Source organism: Nocardia sp. NPDC059236 (genome assembly GCF_042754085.1).
Classification (GTDB): domain Bacteria; phylum Actinomycetota; class Actinomycetes; order Mycobacteriales; family Mycobacteriaceae; genus Nocardia.
This window is the reverse complement of sequence record NZ_JBHZAF010000002.1, coordinates 70,882-87,504: the sequence shown is the minus strand read 5'-3', so window position 1 is coordinate 87,504 and position 16,623 is coordinate 70,882. Positions and strand designations below refer to the sequence as shown.

Below are 16,623 nucleotides of genomic sequence, written 5' to 3'. Positions count from 1 at the left end.
CTCGCTGATGGCGCGTGGCTGGGGCCAGTTTGGAAAGTGAGTGGGAGATGCGTGACGCCGCTAGGTCCGGCAGCAATAAGCGCTGGGCGCTGAGCAACTGGGACCTGCGATGGAAGGTCACGGCGGTGCTCGCCGTGCCGCTGTTGGTTGCTGTTGTGCTGGGAGCGTCCAGGATCTCGGCGGAGTTCGCCGACTCCAGCCGGCTCTCGACGGCGACCGATCATGTCGGGGTCATCCCGGCGATCACCGGTCTCAGTGCTGATGCGGCGCAGGTCGCCAGTGGTCAGATGGTCATGCTGGGTCCGACCCAGTCGCTGACCTCGGATCCGGAGCTTGCGCAGTTGGATACGGCCATCGCGTTCGCCGAGAAGGCCGCCGCGCGGTTGAGCGATATGCCCAGCGCCCGCTCGGCGCTGGACGAGATGATCGTGGGCGCCAAGGCGATCCGGTCCCAGGGCCTGGCGCCGTCGAAGTCGATTCCGGACACCGTCACCGCGGTCGAACGGATCCGCGGCGACAGCGTGCGCACGGTGGAGAACATCGTGTCCAGCGTCGCCGACAAGAACGTGGACCAGTCCAAGCTGCGCCTGGTCGACTCGCTGAACAGCCGTTGGATGCTGTTCAACGAGGTCGCCGGTATGGCCGAGGCGCTACGTAACAACCCCAAGGATGGCCTCAAGGACATCCAGATCGGCGTCAATACCGAGCGGCAGATGCTGGCCGTGCTCGCGCACCGCTTCCCGGACGGTGACGCCACCATCGCGGAGCTCGATCGGCAGGCCGACACCCGCGTGCAGCTGGTCAACGGCCCGCAGGCGCTGGCCGGGCAGCTGCCGGTCGCCGAGCTGAAGGATTCGCTGGTCGCCAGCATCAACGGCTACCAGTCCATCGCGACCGCCTCCACCAGGGACATCGTGTCCCGGGTGGACGATCTGGCCGCGGCGGCCCGCTCGGGCGCCATCCGCTACTCGATCATCGTCATCGCCACCATCCTCGGCGCCCTCGCGCTGGCCGTGCTGATCGCGCGCGCGATGATCGTCCCGCTGCGCCGTCTGCGCCTGGCCGCCCTGCGCGTCGCCGAATACGACCTCGGCCAGGAAGTTTCCTCGCTGCGTGACGGTGCGGATCCCGAAGACGTTCCGCTGGAACCGATGCCGGTGCACACCGACGAGGAGATCGGCCAGCTGGCCCGCGCCGTCGACGACATCCACGGTCAGGCGCTGCGCCTGGCCGCCGACCAGGCCGCCATGCGTACCCAGGTCAACGACATGTTCGAGACCCTGGCCCGCCGCTCCAAGTCCCTTGTCGATCACCAGCTCTCGCTCATCGAGGCGATGGAGTACGACGAGAAGGACCCGCGCCTGCTCGAAAACCTCTTCCGCCTCGACCACCTCGCCGCCCGTATGCGGCGAAACGGCGACAACCTGCTGATTCTGGCCGGTACCAAGCAGCGCCGGACCAAGTCCGCGCCCGTCGAGATCGCCGACGTGCTGCGCGCCGCCATCTCCGAGGTGGAGGACTACGAACGCGTCAAGCTGGGCGCCACCCCGCGGGGTGCGCTCGTCGAGCCCGCCGCCTCCGACCTCGCGCACCTGTTCGCCGAGCTCCTGGACAACGCGCTGCGCGCCTCGCCCCCGGAGACGGACGTCAAGTTCACCTTCGCGCAGGCACACGATCAGGGGCTGCTGATCGAGGTCGCCGACCGCGGTATCGGTATGCCCCCGGCCGAAATGGCCGAGATCAACCGGCGACTGGAGGCCGTGGCCGAGGTCGGTCCGGACACCGCCCGCCACATGGGTCTGTTCGTGGTCGGCCGCCTGGCCGAGCGCCATGGCCTGACCGTGCGGCTGCGCCCGACCTTCGACATCGCCCGGGACCCGGGCGTGACGGTCACCGTGCACGTGCCCAAGCCGCTGATCGTCTCGGCGGGCGGGCCGATCTCGGTACCGCCGCAGCAGGGTCAGACGCCGCCGTCGGCTCCGGCTCCCACGCCGTCCGCGCCGCAGGGTGCGGGCAACCAGGCCGGTGCGCCGTCCTCCATGCAGATGCGCGCGGTCACCCGCACGGCGACCGGCAATGTGATGGTCACCGTGGATCCGGGTGTGAGCGGGCCGATTCCGGCTCCGGCGGGACAGACGCCGGGCGCTGCCCCGGCCCCCGCCGCGGCCAGCGCCTCGACCGGACTGCCCACGCGGCAGCCGGGCGCCCAGGTGCCGGGCGGTCTGCCGACCCGGCAGCCCGGTGTGAACGGGCCCACCGTCAAGCACACCCTGGCGGCTCCGGGCGGGTCGAAGCCCGCCGGCCTACCCCAGCGTGATCCGGGTGCGCACGGTCCGTCCGCGCCCTCGGCCCAGCCGGGCGCCAATCAAGCGCTGGGAGGTGGAGCGACGCAGCGCGGCCAGAGCCCCGAGGGCCCGTCGCAGCCGCGGGGCGGTCTCGCCGCCAATATGCTCAAGCGTCAAGGTGCCCCGGGCGGCCTGCCGCCGCGACCGGGCGAGCCGGGGGCCGCGCCCAGCGGTCCGGGCCAGGGCGGTTTGCTGCAGCCGGGTCAGTCCGGTGCGATGCCGCAGCGCAATCCCTCCGTCGGCCTGCCGCAGCGCGATGCCGCGCCGGGTGGAGCTCCGTCGGGACCGGGTGGTCTGCCGCAGCGTCAGCCGGGCACCAACGGTGCGCCGGGCCGCGAGGCCGGCCTCGGCCAGCCGCAGCGCCCCGCGCCCGGCGGCCTGCCCCAGCGCGACCCGGGTAGCAATGGTGCGCCGCAGCAAGCGCGCGGAGCGGATTCGGGTCCGACCCGTCGTGAGCCCGCCGCTGGTGGTCTCCCGCAGCGTGACTCGGCCGCCGGTGGTCTGCCGCCGCGTGATCCTTCGGCCGGTGGGCTGCCGCAGCGTGATTCCGCTGCCGGTGGTCTGCCGCGTCGGGAGCCGGGCGCCAATGGCGCGCCGCCGCAGCGTGGTCCGGGTGCTCCGGGCCAGGGTCTGCCGCAGCGGGGCGCCGCGCCGCAGCGGGACGGGGGCAATGGCCTCGCCGCCGCTCAGGATTCGGACGTGCCGGGTCTGCCCAAGCGTGATGGCCTCGCGCCGCGCGACGGCGGCCTGCCGCAGCGCGATCCGGCCGCGGGTGGTCTGCCGCAGCGTGGTGCGGCGGCCGGTGGCCTGCCCCAGCGCGACGCGGGCAAGGGTCTTCCCCAGCGCGACGCGGGCAACGGTCTGCCGCAGCGTGGTGCCGCCGGTGCGGATCCGTTGTCGGGTGGACTGACTCAGCGTGATCCGCTGGGTGGGTCTCTGCCGCAGCGTGATTCTGCCGCCGGTGGTCTGCCGCAGCGCGGTGGCAACGGCCTGCCGCAGCGGGATGCTGGCAGTGGTCTGCCGCAGCGTGACGCCGGTAGCGGTCTGCCGCAGCGAGAGTCGGCCGGCGGTCTGCCGCAGCGTGGTGCCCCGGGCGCTGATCCGCTGTCGGGTGGTCTGACTCAGCGTGATCCGCTGAGCGGTCCACTGCCGCAGCGTGATCCGGGCGCGGGTCTGCCGCAGCGGGGCGCGACCGGTCTGCCGCAGCGTGATCCGGGTGCGGTGCTGCCGCAGCGCCCGAGCCCGATTCCGGGTGTGGGCCTGCCGCAGAACGGCTCCGACGCTGTCAAGGAGCCAGGACGGCACAGCTTCCGCTCGAATCCGCAGAAGGCGGCGTCGTTCTTCCAGACCCGTTTGCAGCCAGCCGATTCCGGTGGCGATGCGATCATGGGCGGTACGCCGATTTTCGCCGAGATGATGTCGGCGTGGCTATCGGATCCGAATGCCGACCGGTCCCAGGTGGCGTCGTCCTTCGAATCACCGGGTGACGAGGGCTGGCAGGCGGCTCGCCGCGTCAACGAGTCCGCGGCGGACAAGCGGACCGCCGCGGGTCTGCCGCAGCGCGATCCCGGTAACCGACTTGTGCCCGGTGGTGTCACCGGAAACGCTGACAAGGCGGCCCATCGGGACCCAGAATCCATCAGGTCAAGTCTGAGTCGTCACCAGCAGGGCGTCCGGGATGGCCGCGCGATGAAAGCTATGAACCTAACCGGAGATAAAGGAGACCGATGAACCCCGATCTAGGTGGTACGAAGCGTCAGCTGGATTGGCTGGTTTCGAATTTCGCCAATGAGGTTCCCGGCGTTGCGCACGCGGTCCTGGTATCGGCTGACGGCCTGCTGATGGCCGCGAGTGCGCAGCTGCCCGTGGACCGTGCCGAACAGCTGTCAGCGGTGACCGCGGGGCTCGCGAGCCTCTCGGTGGGTGTGTCGAACTTGTTCGAGGGCGGCACCGTGTTGCAGTCGGTGGTCGAGATGGAACACGGCTACCTGCTGCTCATGGCGGTCGGTGACGGCTCGTACCTGGCGGTCCTGACGAATACGTCCTGCGACATCGGCCAGGTGGGATACGAGATGGCCTTGTTGGTCGAGCGAGTGGGCCAGACGGTTCAGGCCACACCTCGCGTCACGATGGGTTCCTGATGGCGGGATGGACATAGATAACGAACGCGTTGGGAGCGCCGAGCCGAGCCTGGTTCGCCCTTATTCACTGACGGCCGGTCGCACCCGGCCGAAGGTGGAGCTCGCCCTGGAGGCGCTCGTCGCATCGCATCCGGTCGCCCTCGAGCGGCAGTTCGAACTCACCAATATCGAGACGTCAATCGTGGAGTTGTGCAGAGAATCGCCGTCGGTTGCCGAGGTAGCCGCGCGTCTGGGCATCCCGCTCGGGGTCGCGCGGGTGCTGGTCGCCGACCTCATCGATGCCGGCCATGTGCGGGTATCGGCGACATTGAAAGACGATTCCAGCGACGATGAACGTCGCGAGCTGATCGAAAGGGTTCTCAGTGGACTCCGGCGTATTTGATTCGACGACACAGGTCGACACGCGCACCAGCAAGCCCACGTCGGCCAAGATCGTCGTGGCCGGTGGTTTCGGTGTCGGCAAGACCACCCTGGTCGGTGCCGTGTCGGAGATCGTTCCGCTGCGCACCGAGGCTTTGGTGACCAATGCCAGTGTCGGCGTGGACTCCCTGACCGGGGTCCCGTCGAAGGCCACCACCACGGTGGCCATGGACTTCGGCCGCATCAGCCTGGCCGATGACCTGGTGCTGTACCTGTTCGGCACGCCCGGCCAGTACCGCTTCTGGTTCATGTGGGACGACCTGATCAAGGGCGCCATCGGCGCGGTGGTGCTGGTCGACACCCGCCGGCTGGAGGACAGTTTCGCCGCCGTCGACTACTTCGAGGCGCGGAACCTACCCTTCCTGGTGGCCATCAACGAATTCGATGATGCGCCACGGTATCCGGTCGAGGACATTCGCCAGGCCCTGGCGGTACCCGCGGACGTGCCGATCCTCTCGATCGACGCCCGTCGCCGGGAGCCGGTGAAGCAGGCTCTGGTCGCGGTCACCGAGTACGCACTGCGCAAGGTTGTGCAGGGGTACTGAGTTGAATTGCGGCGGCTCCGCCGCCGCGGTTCGCGGCCCTGTTACCTCGGCCTTCCCTCCTCCGCTCCTCCGCTTCGCTCCCCCGCTCCGTCAGTCCAGGCCGAGGCGGGCCGCGAACTGAGGGTGTGCCATCTGTAGCTACTCTCATGCCTCATGAAGATCTCGGCGCGGGAGCTGCTCGGCGCATTGCTCGATCCCGGTTCCTTCGTGAGCTGGGATCGGCCACCCGTTGCGGTGGCGGCATCGGCCGGGTATCACGAGGATTTGCTGGCTGCTGCGGCAACGGCGGGCACCGATGAGGCGGTGCTCACCGGGGAGGGGTTGCTGCGCGGGCGGCGGGTCGCCGTGCTCGCGTGTGAGTTCGGGTTTCTCGCGGGGTCCATCGGGGTGGCCGCGGCCGAGCGCATCGTGTCGGCGGTGGAGCGTGCCACCGAGCTGGGACTGCCGCTGCTCGCCTCGCCGACCTCCGGCGGCACCCGAATGCAGGAGGGCACAGTCGCTTTCGTGCAGATGGTGAAGGTCGCCGGGGCCCTGGCCGCACACAAGGCGGCGGGGCATCCGTATCTGGTGTATCTGCGCGACCCGACCATGGGCGGGGTGTTCGCCTCGTGGGGATCGTTGGGGCACATGACATTTGCCGAGCCGGGCGCGCTGGTCGGTTTTCTCGGGCCGCGGGTTTACAAGGCGCTGTACGGGAAACAGTTCCCCGAGGGCGTGCAGACGGCCGAAAACCTTTACCACAATGGCGTTATCGACGGAGTCGTCCCGGTGCCGGTCTTCCGCCGGATCGCACATCGCGCCCTGAACGTGCTGTGCGACGGACCGCTGCCGCTGCCCGAAAAGGACTGCGGCCCACACCGTTCGGAGGAGGGCTTCGGTACCTTCCCGGCGGGTGCGGAGCAGCGGTGCGGCCCGGCGCTGCTCGATACCGGCGATGTCGGCGGCTGGCAGTCGGTGCTCATCTCGCGGCGGGCAGATCGGCCGGGAATCCGGGAGTTGCTGCGCCACACCACCGATCGAGTTCCGTTGTCCGGCACCGGACAGGGCGAGCTGGATCGCACCGTCGTGCACGCGCTCGCCCGTTTCCGTGGGCAGCCCTGCATCGTCTTCGGTCACGATCGCGCGGGGCAGTCACCCGAGAACACCATGGGCCCGGCGGCGTTGCGCGAGGCCCGGCGCAGCATGCACCTGGCCGCCGAACTCCACGTCCCCCTGGTCCTCGTCATCGATACCGCGGGCGCCGCGCTGTCCCGTGAGGCGGAGGAGCGCGGCCTGGCGCCCGAAATCGCCCGCTGCATAGCCGATCTCGTCACCCTCGACACTCCGACGGTGTCGGTGCTGCTCGGTCAGGGCACCGGCGGTGGCGCGCTGGCCCTGCTGCCGGCGGACCGGGTACTGGCGGCCGCGAACGGCTGGCTGGCTCCGCTCCCGCCGGAGGGGGCGAGCGAGATCGTCTACCGCGACACCCGGCACGCCCCGGAACTGGCCGCTGCCCAGCGGATCCGCGCCCAGGATCTGCGGGCCGACGGAATCGTGGACCGCGTTGTGCCCGAGTATCCCGATGCCGCGGACGAGCCGGTGGATTTCGCGCTGCGCATGGTGGCGGCCATTGCCGACGAACTGGCCGGTCTCACCGGTAGGTCCGCTGCGGATCTGCTGGCCGCACGGCAGCTGCGATACCGTCGCCTGGGTCTCGGGTCGTAGTTCTCCTCATATCCCACCACGGCGACGCTGAGAAGTTGCCGCCGTGCGAATCAGATTCGGCTTCTTCCTTATAGTGTGTTCGGTTGACGGGGTGGAACAGCGCTTCTACCTTCGGAACGGTGACTTATCGGTTCGAGGCCAGCGACGTCCCAGCGATAGTGCTCAATGATGGCCAGGTCATGCCGAAGCTAGGGTTCGGTGTGTACAACGTCGTCGGCGACGAGGCGGTCGTCACCATTACGACGGCCCTCGAGCTCGGCTACCGGAGCATCGACACCGCCGCCTTCTACGGCAATGAGGAGGAGGTCGGCCGCGCGGTCCGCGAATCGGGCCTACCGCGGGACGAGGTGTTCGTCACCACCAAGCTGTGGAACGCCGACCACGGCTACGACGCCGCCATGCGCGCCTTCGACGCCAGCGTCAAGCGACTGGGCCTGGACACCATCGACCTGTTCCTGATCCACTGGCCGCTGCCCGCGGCCGATCTGTACGTCGACACCTTCCGCGCGCTGCAGACGCTCAAGCGGCAGGGCCGGGTGGTCTCGATCGGCGTCTCCAACTTCACCAGGGCGCACCTGGAACGGGTGATGGGTGAGACCGGTGAGGTGCCGGCCATCAATCAGGTTGAGCTGCACCCGTATTACGCGCAGTCGGAGCTGCGTGCCTTCCATGCCGCGCACGGCATCGTGACCGAGGCGTGGAGCCCGCTGGGGCGCGGGGCCGAGTTCAACGACTCGGTCATCATCGCGCTGGCGGACAAGCTCGGCCGGACGCCCGCGCAGATCATCCTGCGCTGGCACATGCAGCTGGGGAACGTGGCCATTCCGAAGTCCACGATGCCGTCCCGGATGGCGGAGAACCTGGCGGTCTTCGATTTCGAGCTTTCCGGCCGGGAGATGACGCAGATCGTCGGCATCGACAAGGGCGCGCGGCAGGGCGCGGATCCGAACACTTTCGATATGGACGCCCCCGCCTGAGCTCACGGCTCGTGCTGGGTGGGAATGCCCAGGTACGAGGTCAATTCGACGGCGGCGGCCCGGCCCGCGCGATTCGCGCCGATGGTGCTGGCGGACGGGCCGTAGCCGATCAGGTGGATGCGCGGATCGGCCTCGACCCGGGTGGCGAGCCGACCGCCCATGGTGATGCCGCCGCCGGGACCGCGCAGCCGCAGCGGGGCCAGATGGTCGAGGGCGCTGCGGAATCCGGTGGCCCACAGGATCACCTCGGCATGCTGGAAAGTGCCGTCGGCCCAGCGGATTCCGTCGGCCTCGAGGTGGTCGAACATGGGCCGCCGGTCCAGCACGCCGCGGTCGCGCATGGCCCGCACCCGCGCGTCCTCGGGCAGGCCGGTGACCGAGACCACCGAGCCGGGCGGGAGTCCGCGCCGCACACGGTCCTCCACCATGGCCACCGCCGCCCGCCCGTCCTCGGGCGCGAATTGCCCTGAGCGGAACACGGGTTCGCGCCGGGTCACCCACGTGGTGCCGGTGACCTGCGAGATCTCGTCCAGCAGTTGGACGGCGGTGATCCCGCCGCCCACCACGACCACGTGCTTGCCCGCGAATTCCGTTGCGGTGCGGTAATCGTGGGCGTGCAGCTGACGCCCTGCGAAGGTGTCCGCGCCCCGGTAGTAGGGAATGAACGGCTTGTCCCAGGTGCCGGTCGCATTCACCAGCCCGCGCACCCGCAGCGTCGTGTCCGGTGTCAGCTCCGCGTGCAGCAGCCCGTCGACCTCCTGATCCGGGCAGGTGGCCGGGGTGGCCCGGTCGCACACCAGGCTGACCGATACCGGCCGGTGCACCCGCAGATCGAAGCGCTTCTCGTAGAGCTCGAAGTAGTGCGGCACGGCCGTGGCCGCCTGTGCGTTCTCCGAGCCCTCGGGCAGCGTCTCCGCGAACGGCATGCCCGGAAGATCGTGCACCCGATTGACGTTGCTCAATGTCAGTGACGGCCACCGGAACTGCCACGCCCCACCGGGCGCGGGAGCGTGGTCGACAATGAGAAAGTCCTGCTCCGGCCGCAAACCGAGCCGTCGCAGGTGATATCCGACCGACAAACCGGCCTGCCCGGCGCCGATTACGAGGATGTCGACATCGGGTGCTGCAGTCACCGGCCCGACGGTACGCGCACCTAGAGTGAAGGCCGATCATGGGTCGAAAGTGCAGGTGAGTTGGACAGTGGGGAAGGGAAAGATGCTCGGAGTCAGCCGCGATGGCGAGGTAGTGACCATCGAACTGCAGCGTCCGGATCGACGGAACGCCCTGAACGAGGAGCTGATCGGGCTGCTGCGCGCGGCGCTCGAGGAGGCCGCGACCTCGGCCCGCGTGATCGTGCTGACCGGCCAGGGGCCGATCTTCAGCGCGGGCGCGGATCTGGACGGCGTGTATTCGGACGAGTTCCTGACCGGGCTGCTCGGCATGCTGCGCACCATCGAGACGATCCCGGTGCCGGTGATCGCGGCCATCAACGGCGGGGCGCTGGGCGCGGGCGTGCAACTAGCCCTGGCGTCGGACCTACGGGTCATGACGCCGGACTCCTTCATCGCCGTGCCGGCGGCGAAACTCGGTATCTCCGTGGACCGTTGGACCGTGCGCCGGTTGTCCAACCTGATCGGGCCCGGTCCGGCGCGCACCATCCTGATGGGCGCCGAGCGGGTGCAGGCCGCGGACGCGTACCACTTCGGCTTCGCCAACCGGATCGGCACGCTGGCCGACGCGCAGGCCTGGGCCGAGCAGATCGCCGAACTCGCGCCGCTGTCGCTGCGGCATCTGAAACTGGTCTTCAACGACGACGACACCCGCGGCCCCGACTCCCTGGAGCAGACCGCGGCTCTGGACGCGGCGTGGCAGAGTGCCGACGCGCAGGAGGCGCGCACGGCACGTCAGGAGAAGCGGCCCGCGAAGTTCGAGGGCAAATGAACGGGCAGCGCGCGACCGCGAAGGCGCGGAAACTGGTGGGTATGTCTGCGGGTGCATTCGGTCTTTCCTGGTTGGTGCGGGCGGCGTGGGGGATTCCCTCCGCCATGGGCGCCTCCATGTCCGCCATCGCGCCGACGGCGCGCGGGGCGACCACCTATCGCAATCGGCAGTTCCACAACACCGAACCGAGCAGCCAGATCACCGGTTCCCCGCTGGAACTGCTGTACCAGCTGGCCACCCAGCGCGACCGGGGCCGCCCGGCCGGGACGATCCCGCTGGTGACGCCCGCGCTGCCGGAGCAGGCGGGGGACCTGGCCGTCACCTGGTACGGGCACGCCACCTGCCTGATCGAGGTGGACGGCTACCGGGTGCTGGCCGATCCGGTGTGGAGCGAGCGGGTCTCGCCGTCGCCGCTGGTGGGTCCGGCCCGGCTGCATCCGGTACCGTCGCCGCTGTCGGAGCTGCCGGCGCTGGACGCGGTGCTTATTTCCCACGACCACTACGACCATCTGGATCGCGACACCGTGATCGAGCTGGCGGACAGTCAGGACTGCGTGTTCATCGTGCCGATCGGCATCGGCGCGCATCTGCGGCACTGGGCGGTGCCCGAGCACCGCATTGTCGAATTGGACTGGGCAGCTTCGGTTTCGCTGTCGGAGCTGCAGCGGGATCATGGTGACGGCACCGATCTGGTGATCACCTGCGCGGAGGCGCGGCACTTCTCCGGCCGCGGGCTGGTGCGCAACACCACGCTGTGGGCGTCCTGGTCGATCGCCGGTCCCACCCGCCGGGTCTACTTCGGCGGCGACACCGGCTACACCAAGGCCTTCGCGGAAGCGGGTGCGCGGCTGGGCCCGTTCGACCTGACCCTGCTGCCCATCGGCGCCTACGACCGGCACTGGCCGGATGTGCACATGAACCCCGAGGAGGCGGTGCGCGCCCACGCCGATCTGTGTGTCGGCGATGCGGGCTACGGGCTGCTGGTGCCGATCCACTGGGCCACCTTCAATCTGGCCTTCCACGGCTGGTCGGAGCCGGTCCGCCGGTTGGCCGAGGCGGCGGAGGCGGCGGGGACACGCATCGCCGTGCCGAAGCCGGGCGAGCGGATCGACCCGATTGGCCTCCCACCACGGGATTCGTGGTGGGAGGATGTTCGCCAATAACGGACCGAGATTGAAGGAGCAGCGCTGTGAGTCTCATGGACACGCTCAAGGGCTTGGTCGGCAAGGGCAAAGAGGTGGCGGCCCAGAACGCCGAGAAGATCGAGCAGGCGGTCGATAAGGCCGGACATGTGATCGACGAGAAGACCGGGGGGAAGTTCTCCGCCCAGATCGACAAGGGCGCGGAGGCGGTCAAGTCGGCCATCAAGCCCGAGGCGGTCGCCGAGGCGCCGGCCGCGGCCCCTGCGGAGGCTCCCGCAGCCGAACCGGCCCCGGAGCCGGCACCCGCCGCGGCGGCGGCCGAACCGGCCCCGGAACCCGCTGCGGAGTCCGCGGAAGGCGAACAGCCCAAGGCGTAATCGTCGCGGCGTCTCGCAGTGGTCGCACCGGTCGTTCCACGGGCTGTTCGGGAGTGGCGGGATCCCCGTCGCTGACCTGAACGGCCCGTTGGCATTTCACGGATGGCGCGAGTTCCTCCGGGTCGCTTCGGGTTGCCGGTTTTTGCCGGGACCCGGACCTAAACTGCTGTCATGGGGTCCCGCAGGGATTTCGGGGGTATCGAGGTTGGGCTGACCAACCTCGACAAGGTGCTGTACCCGGCCACCGGCACCACCAAGGGGGAGGTCATCGACTATTTCACGGCCATCGCCCCGGCCCTGCTGCCGCATATCGCGCAGCGGCCGGTGACCCGCAAGCGGTGGCCGAACGGGGTGGACGAGCAGTCGTTCTTCGAGAAGAACCTCGCCGAGCACGCGCCGAAGTGGTTGGCGCGGAGGACGGTTCGGCATTCCGATCGGCCGGTCACGTACCCGCTCGTCGACAATCTCGCGGGCATGGCCTGGCTCGGGCAGCAGGCGGCGCTGGAACTGCATGTGCCGCAATGGCGTTTCGACGGGGCCGAGGTCGGGGACATCACCCGCCTGGTGTTCGACCTGGATCCCGGGCCGGGGGCCGGGCTGGCGCAGTGCGCCGAGGTGGCGCTCATCCTGCGGGACGTGGTGCGCGAGGTGGGGCTGGAGGCCTACCCGGTCACCAGCGGCTCCAAGGGAATTCACGTCTACGTGCCGCTGGACCGCAGACTCGGGCCGAACGGGGCGTCGGCGGTGGCCAAGCAGGTCGCCACCAACCTGCAGCAGCTGCGGCCGGAGCTGGTGACGGCCACCATGGCGAAATCGGCGCGTGGGGGCAAGGTGTTCCTGGACTGGAGCCAGAACAATCCGGCCAAGACCACCATCGCGCCGTATTCGCTGCGCGGGCGCACCGAGCCGTGGGTGGCCGCGCCCCGGGCCTGGACGGAGATCGAGAAACCGAAACGGCTGCGGCACTTGCGCTTCGACGAGGTGCTGCGGCGCTGGCGGGAGCAGGGGGATCTGCTCGAAGGATTGGACGAGCCACTGCCGGAACCGGTTCCGGACCGGCTCGACACCTACCGCTCCATGCGTGACCCGCGGCGCACACCCGAACCGGTCCCGCCGGGCCCGCCGGACGCCGGTCCGGGGAATCGGTTCGTGGTGCAGGAGCATCACGCCCGGCGGCTGCACTGGGATGTCCGGCTGGAACGCGAGGGCGTGCTGGTGTCCTGGGCGGTGCCCAAGGGCCCGCCCTCCGATACCGGCGAGAACCGCCTGGCCGTGCACACCGAGGACCATCCGATGGAGTACCTCACCTTTCACGGGACCATCCCCGCGGGCGAGTACGGCGGCGGCGAGATGATCATCTGGGATACCGGCACCTACGAGACCGAGAAGTGGCGTGACGACGAGGTCATCGTCTGGCTGCGCGGGCAGCGGCTGACGGGACGGTACGCACTGATCCAGACCAACGGCAACCAGTGGCTCATGCACCTGATGAAGGATCAGACGCCGCCGGGGATGGAAGGCAATGGGGCGCAGCCGGTTCCGGCCGCGCCGCCGCGCACCCCCGCGCCCATGCCGCGGGGACTGAAACCCATGCTGGCCACGGCGGGTGATGTGGGGACCCTCGACGCCGAGCACTGGGCCTTCGAGACCAAGTGGGACGGATTCCGGCTGATCGCCGAGATCGAGGACGGCGCGGTCACGCTGCGCAGCCGGGCCGGGCATGTGGTCACCGGGAAGTATCCGGGCCTGGCGGTGCTGGGTTCGGAACTGGCCGGGCACAGCGCGGTGCTCGACGGCGAGGCGGTGGTCTTCGACGATCACGGCGGCGCGAATCTCGGCCTGCTGCGGGAGGATTCGACGCGGGCGGTCTTCCTGGCCTTCGACCTGCTGTATCTGGACGGCACCTCCCTGGTCCGCAAACGCTACGACGACCGGCGGCGGGTGCTGGAAGCCCTTGCCGGGCAGGCGCGTTCGCTGATCGTGCCGAAACAGCTGGGCGGGTCGGGCGCGGAAGCCCTGCGGTACAGCCAGGATCACGGCATGGAGGGCGTGGTCGCCAAGCGGCGGGACTCGGTGTATCTGCCCGGGCGGCGCGGGCAGTCGTGGATCAAGACCCGGAACTGGCGGACGCTGTCGGTGGTGATCGGCGGCTACCGGAGATCGGAGGTGCGGCAGTTCGCTTCGCTGCTGGTCGGTGTTCCGCACGAGGGGGAGCTGTACTACCTGGGCCGGGTCGGCACCGGGTTCAGTGAGCAGGAGATGAGCGGCCTCGCCGATCGGCTGCGCCGCCTGACCCGCAAGACCAGCCCGTTCGACAATGAACTCACCGCCGACGAGCGCAAGGACGCGGTGTGGGTGACGCCGAAACTCACCGGCACCGTGCGCTTCATGAACTGGACCGAGACCGGACGCCTCTGGCATCCGGCCTGGATTCCCAGCTCCGACTGACCGTTTCGGCTAGCTCGACTTCTCGAGCAGCGGCACGATGGTGTCGATATCGGTCACGATGGCGTGGCCCTGGAAGGCGAAATCGTCCCAGGCGCGCTGCTGTCCGGGCTCGTCCCGCCCGCCGACGCCGTCCCGGATCACGACCGGGATGAAACCCAGATCGGTGGAGTGGCACACGGTCGGCGCGATGCCGATCTCGAGCGCGACGCCGACAATGGCGTACGCGCCGATCCCGAGGTCCCGCAGGGTGGAGGCCAGCGGGGTGCCCTCGAACGCCGACATCGAGGTCTTGTCGAAGACGGTCTCGCCCGCCTGCGGCCGAAGTTCCGGCACCAGCTCGAATCCCGGGGTGTCCCGCTGCAGGATCGGCACCACGTCGTCCGCGGAGTCCACGCCCTGCCAGCTCATGGCCATGCGCAGCGCGAAGGTTCCCATGAGGCGCTTCGGCAGGAAGAAGTGCCGCAGGAAGATCACGGGGTAGCCGCCGCGCCGCGCGGCCTCGACGACCCGCGCGACCCGTTCGGTGATCGCCGGGCCGTCGTCGAGTTGCCCGAGCACCCCGGCCTGCATGTCGTACACGACGACCGCCATCTTCTCCGGCGAACACACGTCCTCGAGCGTCTCCGGAATCTCCAGCCCGTTCCCGCGCCGCATAAGCCCTCCGCAATCTCCCACTGCCCCACCCTCTTTCGCCACCCTACCCCGCCGGCGAACCATGATCAGGGACCTCGCGGTGCGGGGAATCGGGCGACATCCCCAGGTGGAAGCTCCTTGCTCAGGCGGCGGAGCGGGCTGGGCGGGGCGCGGGCACCAGGCCGAAGTGGATGAGGCTCTCCGCGGTGTCGAGCAGGGAATCCGCTACGGGGCGCATGGTCCAGTTCAGGTCGTGCTCGGCCTTGGCGGCGGTCAGGTGCGCTGCGCGGCCGAGGAAGCGGACGGCGGTGCGGGCGTCGGGGTTGAACCGGGCGCTCAGGCGGACGAGCCAGTCGGGGAGCACGCGGGTCGCGACCCGGTAGCGCTGAGCGAGGATCTGCGCCATCTGCGGGAAGGAGACTTCCTCGCCCGCGCAGATGTAGCGATTGCCCGCGGCCTGCGGGGTTTCCATGGCGAGCCGATGCGCCACCGCGAGGTCGCGGACATCCACGGTCGCGAAGTTCAGCCGGGGGACGCCGGGCATGCCCCCGGCCAGCAGGGCCCGAATGCCGTCCACCGAGGTGCCGGCCTCGGCGCGCAGGATGGGGCCGATGATCATGCCCGGATTGATCACTGCCAGTTCGAGATTCGGGTGTTCGGCGGCGAAATCCCAGGCGGCGCGCTCGGCCAGGGTCTTGCTCTTCTGGTAGGCGTCGCACTGTGCGGTGTCGGACCAGTCCGCCTCGGTGAGCAGATGGCCTTCGTTGCCGACCTCGACCGCCGCGATGGAGGAGGTCACGACGACCCGCTCGACACCGCTCTCGGCGGCCGCGCGCAGCACCCGCAGCGTGCCGTCCACGGCGGGGCGGACGAGTTCCTCCTCGTGCTCGGGGACTCCGGAGGGGAAGGGCGAGGCGGTGTGCAGCACGTAGCGGCAGCCCGCGACGGCCGCGGCCCAGCCCGCGTCCGAGCCCAGATCGGCTTCGACCAGTTCGACGCCCAGTAGTTCGGCCACCGCGGTGGCGCGGGCGGCCGAGCGCACGGTGCCGCGCACCCGATAGCCCTGGCCGAGCAGCTCCTGGATGACATGGCCCGCGACATAGCCGGAAGCGCCGGTGACGAGAACGAGATCGGACATTGCCTGACTCCAATCTGAGCGATGTTCAGAATCTGAACAATGTATAGATTCCGAGGCCGGGAACCGTCAACCCCTTACGCTCATCCCATGCCGCCGACCAAGGACCGCTATCACCACGGAGACCTCCGCGAGGAACTACTGCGCGCCTCCCTGCAGCTGATCGAGTCCGAGGGCCTGGCCGCGGTGAGTCTGCGCAAGGTCGCCCGCGAAGCCGGCGTCAGCCCCGGCGCGCCCTACCACCACTTCGCCGACCGTGCCGCCCTGATGTCCGCCCTCGCCGCCCGCGGCTTCGAAATCCTCGGCGCCGCAATGGCATCCGCCCGCGCCGCTGCCCCCGATCCGCGCGCCGCCCTGCTCGCCATGGCCGAGGGGTATGTCGGCTTCGCCCGCGACCACGCCGCCTACTTCCGGATCATGTTCCGCCCCGAGCTGTCCCAGCCCGAGAAGCACCCCGACACCGAGGCCGCGGGCGACGCCGCCTACGCCATCCTCGAATCCGCCGTCGCCGACGCCGTCCACTCCGGCTTCCTTCCCGCCACCGACGCCGAAACCATGGCCCTGGCCTGGTGGTCGATGGCCCACGGCATGGCCGCCCTCACCGTCGACGGCAAATTCGGCCTCCGCGCAACCCAATCCGGCACCACCCCCGAAGCCCTCACGACCCGCATCACCCACATCTTCGCCAACCTCATCGACCAGCGTCCGGCCTAGCGGCCGGGCATCCGGGCCGATCGGCGGGACGGCCGGGTGGGCCATGCCATAGGGGCCGGTGTTTCCGCTCATCGACCGCGGATATTTGTGGCGGCATTGCC

The 16,623-nt window shown here is 69.7% G+C and carries 14 protein-coding genes; 11 read left to right on the top strand and 3 right to left on the bottom strand.

Going from position 1 to position 16,623, the window contains the following annotated elements:
* Positions 1–47 precede the first annotated feature (47 nt).
* The 6 genes from ACFXIV_RS05495 (at position 48) to ACFXIV_RS05470 (ending at position 8,132) form a co-directional block, all read left to right on the top strand.
* The gene (locus ACFXIV_RS05495; protein WP_379397845.1) at positions 48–4,076 is read left to right on the top strand and encodes an ATP-binding protein; all 4,029 of its coding nucleotides are present in this window, start codon (positions 48–50) and stop codon (positions 4,074–4,076) included.
* A complete protein-coding gene (locus ACFXIV_RS05490; RefSeq protein ID WP_029930951.1) occupies positions 4,073–4,486 on the top strand; it encodes a roadblock/LC7 domain-containing protein in 414 nt (137 codons plus the stop codon). The genes ACFXIV_RS05495 and ACFXIV_RS05490 overlap by 4 nt, the downstream gene beginning before the upstream one ends.
* Before the next feature lie 7 nt (positions 4,487–4,493).
* A complete protein-coding gene (locus tag ACFXIV_RS05485) occupies positions 4,494–4,868 on the top strand; it encodes a DUF742 domain-containing protein (RefSeq protein WP_033085504.1) in 375 nt (124 codons plus the stop codon).
* Positions 4,849–5,451, top strand: a complete 603-nt coding sequence (locus ACFXIV_RS05480; RefSeq protein ID WP_174391578.1) for an ATP/GTP-binding protein — start codon at positions 4,849–4,851, stop codon at positions 5,449–5,451. Before ACFXIV_RS05485 ends, ACFXIV_RS05480 begins: the two co-directional genes overlap by 20 nt.
* Positions 5,452–5,604: 153 nt before the next feature.
* Entirely contained in the window at positions 5,605–7,155 is a 1,551-nt protein-coding gene (locus tag ACFXIV_RS05475) for a carboxyl transferase domain-containing protein (protein WP_379397843.1), read from the top strand.
* 179 nt (positions 7,156–7,334) lie between these two features.
* Positions 7,335–8,132, top strand: coding sequence for an aldo/keto reductase (locus tag ACFXIV_RS05470; protein ID WP_379421219.1), 798 nt, complete (start codon positions 7,335–7,337; stop codon positions 8,130–8,132).
* Positions 8,133–8,134: 2 nt separating this feature from the next.
* Here ACFXIV_RS05470 and ACFXIV_RS05465 read toward each other — a convergent pair whose 3' ends face one another.
* A complete protein-coding gene (locus ACFXIV_RS05465; RefSeq protein ID WP_379397839.1) occupies positions 8,135–9,265 on the bottom strand; it encodes an NAD(P)-binding domain-containing protein in 1,131 nt (376 codons plus the stop codon).
* Between the two features lie 82 nt (positions 9,266–9,347).
* Between ACFXIV_RS05465 and ACFXIV_RS05460 the strand changes: the two genes are divergently transcribed.
* The 4 genes from ACFXIV_RS05460 (at position 9,348) to ACFXIV_RS05445 (ending at position 14,040) form a co-directional block, all read left to right on the top strand.
* Positions 9,348–10,073: an enoyl-CoA hydratase gene (locus tag ACFXIV_RS05460; protein WP_379397837.1), complete on the top strand. Its 726-nt coding sequence runs from the start codon at positions 9,348–9,350 to the stop codon at positions 10,071–10,073.
* Positions 10,074–10,114: 41 nt separating this feature from the next.
* Positions 10,115–11,236, top strand: a complete 1,122-nt coding sequence (locus ACFXIV_RS05455; RefSeq protein ID WP_379397835.1) for an MBL fold metallo-hydrolase — start codon at positions 10,115–10,117, stop codon at positions 11,234–11,236.
* Between the two features lie 35 nt (positions 11,237–11,271).
* Entirely contained in the window at positions 11,272–11,592 is a 321-nt protein-coding gene (locus ACFXIV_RS05450; RefSeq protein ID WP_379398245.1) for an antitoxin, read from the top strand.
* Between the two features lie 171 nt (positions 11,593–11,763).
* A complete protein-coding gene (locus tag ACFXIV_RS05445) occupies positions 11,764–14,040 on the top strand; it encodes an ATP-dependent DNA ligase (protein WP_379397833.1) in 2,277 nt (758 codons plus the stop codon).
* A gap of 9 nt (positions 14,041–14,049) precedes the next feature.
* Here ACFXIV_RS05445 and ACFXIV_RS05440 read toward each other — a convergent pair whose 3' ends face one another.
* On the bottom strand, positions 14,050–14,694 hold the full coding sequence (locus tag ACFXIV_RS05440; RefSeq protein ID WP_379397831.1) for a cysteine hydrolase family protein: 645 nt from the start codon (positions 14,692–14,694) through the stop codon (positions 14,050–14,052).
* A gap of 121 nt (positions 14,695–14,815) precedes the next feature.
* A complete protein-coding gene (locus ACFXIV_RS05435; RefSeq protein ID WP_379397829.1) occupies positions 14,816–15,811 on the bottom strand; it encodes an SDR family oxidoreductase in 996 nt (331 codons plus the stop codon).
* 87 nt (positions 15,812–15,898) lie between these two features.
* On the opposite strand from ACFXIV_RS05435, the gene ACFXIV_RS05430 reads away from it, so the two are divergent.
* Positions 15,899–16,522, top strand: a complete 624-nt coding sequence (locus ACFXIV_RS05430) for a TetR/AcrR family transcriptional regulator (RefSeq protein WP_379397827.1) — start codon at positions 15,899–15,901, stop codon at positions 16,520–16,522.
* Positions 16,523–16,623 lie beyond the last annotated feature (101 nt).